Here is a 3,591-nt window from a genome sequence, read left to right on the forward strand (position 1 = left end):
CACCGGGACCCCGCGGCCGGGCCACCGCCTGCCGCACGCAACACAGAACTTCCGCAACGAGCGAGATGAGATACGAGTGGCACTCGACGTCCTGACGGACCTCAAGAAGGTCCGCAACATCGGCATCATGGCGCACATCGACGCCGGCAAGACGACGACGACGGAGCGCATCCTCTTCTACACCGGTGTCAACCACAAGATCGGTGAGACGCACGACGGTGCGTCGACCACCGACTGGATGGAGCAGGAGAAGGAGCGCGGCATCACGATCACGTCCGCCGCGGTCACCTCCTTCTGGGAGGGCACCCAGATCAACATCATCGACACCCCCGGCCACGTGGACTTCACGGTCGAGGTGGAGCGCTCGCTGCGCGTGCTCGACGGCGCCGTCGCCGTCTTCGACGGCAAGGAGGGCGTCGAGCCCCAGTCCGAGACCGTCTGGCGCCAGGCCGACAAGTACGACGTCCCGCGCATCGCGTTCGTCAACAAGATGGACAAGCTCGGTGCCGACTTCTACTTCACCGTGCAGACGATCAAGGACCGCCTCGGTGCCGAGCCGCTGGTGATGCAGCTGCCGATCGGCTCCGAGAACGACTTCATCGGTGTCGTCGACCTGCTCTACATGCGCGCCCTGGTCTGGCCGGGCGACGCCAAGGGTGACGTCACCATGGGCGCCAAGTACGAGATCCAGGAGATCCCGGCGGACCTGCAGGCCAAGGCCGAGGACTACCGCAACCACATCGTGGAGCGCGTCGCCGAGTCCGACGACGAGCTCATGGAGAAGTACCTCGGTGGCGAGGAGCTGTCGATCGACGAGCTCAAGGCGGGCATCCGCAAGCTCACGGTCACCTCCGAGCTGTACCCGATCTTCTGCGGCTCCGCCTTCAAGAATCGCGGTGTCCAGCCGATGCTCGACGCGGTCGTCGACTACCTGCCGTCGCCGCTCGACGTGCCGGCCATGAAGGGCCACAAGCCGGGCGACGAGTCCGTCGAGATGACCCGTGAGCCGAGCAAGGAGGCCCCGTTCTCCGCGCTGGCCTTCAAGGTCGCCGCCCACCCGTTCTTCGGCACCCTGACCTTCATCCGGGTCTACTCCGGCCGCGTCGCCGCGGGCTCGCAGGTCGTGAACTCGACCAAGGGCAAGAAGGAGCGCATCGGCAAGCTCTTCCAGATGCACGCCAACAAGGAGAACCCGGTCGAGGAGGCGCTGGCGGGCCACATCTACGCCGCCATCGGCCTCAAGGACACCACCACCGGTGACACGCTCTGCGACCCGAACGACCAGATCGTCCTCGAGTCCATGACGTTCCCGGAGCCGGTCATCCAGGTCGCCATCGAGCCCAAGACCAAGGGCGACCAGGAGAAGCTGTCGACGGCCATCCAGAAGCTTTCCGCCGAGGACCCGACCTTCCAGGTCCACCTCGACGAGGAGACCGGCCAGACGATCATCGCCGGCATGGGCGAGCTCCACCTGGACATCCTCGTGGACCGCATGAAGCGCGAGTTCAAGGTCGAGGCCAACGTCGGCAAGCCGCAGGTGGCCTACCGCGAGACGATCCGTCGTCCCGTCGAGAAGCTCGACTACACCCACAAGAAGCAGACGGGTGGCTCGGGCCAGTTCGCGAAGGTCCAGATCAGCCTCGAGCCCCTGGACACCACCGAGTCCGGCGAGCTCTACGAGTTCGAGAACAAGGTCACCGGTGGTCGCGTGCCGCGCGAGTACATCCCGTCGGTCGACGCCGGTATCCAGGACGCCATGCAGTACGGCGTGCTCGCGGGCTACCCGCTCGTCGGCATCCGGGCGACCCTGCTCGACGGCGCGTACCACGACGTCGACTCCTCCGAGATGGCGTTCAAGATCGCCGGCTCCATGGCGCTCAAGGAGGCCGTCCGCAAGGCCGACCCCGTGCTCCTCGAGCCGATGATGGCCGTCGAGGTGCGTACGCCCGAGGACTACATGGGCGACGTCATCGGTGACATCAACTCCCGCCGTGGCCAGATCCAGGGCATGGAGGACATCAGCGGTGCCAAGGTCGTCCGCGGCCTCGTCCCGCTGTCGGAGATGTTCGGCTACGTCGGCGACCTGCGGTCCAAGACGCAGGGCCGGGCGAGCTTCTCGATGGAGTTTGACTCCTACGCCGAGGTCCCCAAGGCTGTGGCCGAGGAGATCATCAAGAAGACCCGCGGTGAGTGACCGGTAGCATTTACCGGTCGCGCACCACGGTCGTCGGACCAGCACCACCCCCAGTACCACCCACCAGATCCGCGCCACGTCCTACCAGGTCGTACGGCGTATCACCCAGAGAGTCCTGAGGAGGACATCAAGTGGCGAAGGCAAAGTTCGAGCGGACTAAGCCGCACGTCAACATCGGCACCATCGGTCACATCGACCACGGTAAGACGACGCTGACGGCTGCGATTTCCAAGGTCCTGCACGACAAGTACCCGGACCTGAACCCGCAGTTCGCGTTCGAGGACATCGACAAGGCGCCCGAGGAGAAGCAGCGCGGTATCACCATCTCCATCGCGCACATCGAGTACCAGACCGAGTCGCGTCACTACGCGCACGTCGACTGCCCGGGCCACGCCGACTACGTGAAGAACATGATCACGGGTGCGGCCCAGATGGACGGCGCGATCCTCGTGGTCGCGGCCACCGACGGCCCGATGCCGCAGACGAAGGAGCACGTCCTCCTGGCCCGCCAGGTCGGCGTCCCCTACATCGTCGTGGCGCTGAACAAGGCCGACATGGTCGACGACGAGGAGATCCTCGAGCTCGTCGAGATGGAGGTCCGCGAGCTGCTGTCCGACTACGAGTTCCCCGGTGACGACCTGCCGGTCGTCAAGGTCTCGGCGCTCAAGGCCCTCGAGGGCGACGCCGAGTGGGGCCAGTCGGTCCTCAACCTCATGGACGCCGTCGACTCCGCCATCCCGGAGCCGGAGCGCGAGGTCGACAAGCCGTTCCTCATGCCCGTCGAGGACGTCTTCACGATCACCGGTCGTGGCACCGTCGTCACCGGCCGCATCGAGCGCGGCATCCTCAAGGTCAACGAGGAGGTCGAGATCGTGGGCATCCACCCGGGCGCCCCGGCCAAGACCACGGTCACCGGCATCGAGATGTTCCGCAAGCTCCTCGACGAGGGTCGTGCGGGCGAGAACGTCGGTCTGCTCCTGCGCGGTACCAAGCGTGAGGAGGTCGAGCGTGGTCAGGTCATCGTCAAGCCGGGCTCGATCACCCCGCACACCGAGTTCGAGGCCAACGTCTACATCCTGTCCAAGGACGAGGGCGGCCGTCACACGCCGTTCTACGACAACTACCGTCCGCAGTTCTACTTCCGTACGACTGACGTGACCGGCGTTGTCCACCTCCCCGAGGGCACCGAGATGGTCATGCCCGGTGACAACACCGAGATGAGCGTCGAGCTCATCCAGCCGATCGCCATGGAGGAGGGCCTGCGCTTCGCCATCCGCGAGGGCGGCCGCACCGTCGGCGCCGGCCGCGTCACCAAGATCAACAAGTGATCTGACGCCTCGGCTCGTCGAAGGGGCCCCGCAGCTTCGGCTGCGGGGCCCCATTGCGTGTGCCGGTTT

At 65.9% G+C, this 3,591-nt stretch carries 2 protein-coding genes; both read left to right on the forward strand.

Annotated features, from left to right (window positions below; genetic code table 11):
- Positions 1–76 precede the first annotated feature (76 nt).
- Positions 77–2,194, forward strand: coding sequence for an elongation factor G (gene fusA, locus ACFUC1_RS20345; protein WP_379123083.1), 2,118 nt, complete (start codon positions 77–79; stop codon positions 2,192–2,194).
- Between the two features lie 131 nt (positions 2,195–2,325).
- Positions 2,326–3,522 (forward strand): elongation factor Tu, encoded by a 1,197-nt coding sequence (gene tuf, locus ACFUC1_RS20350; RefSeq protein WP_379123085.1) that lies wholly within the window; start codon positions 2,326–2,328, stop codon positions 3,520–3,522.
- Positions 3,523–3,591: the final 69 nt, after the last annotated feature.

This window comes from Pedococcus sp. NPDC057267 (genome assembly GCF_042668795.1).
Lineage (GTDB): Bacteria > Actinomycetota > Actinomycetes > Actinomycetales > Dermatophilaceae > Pedococcus.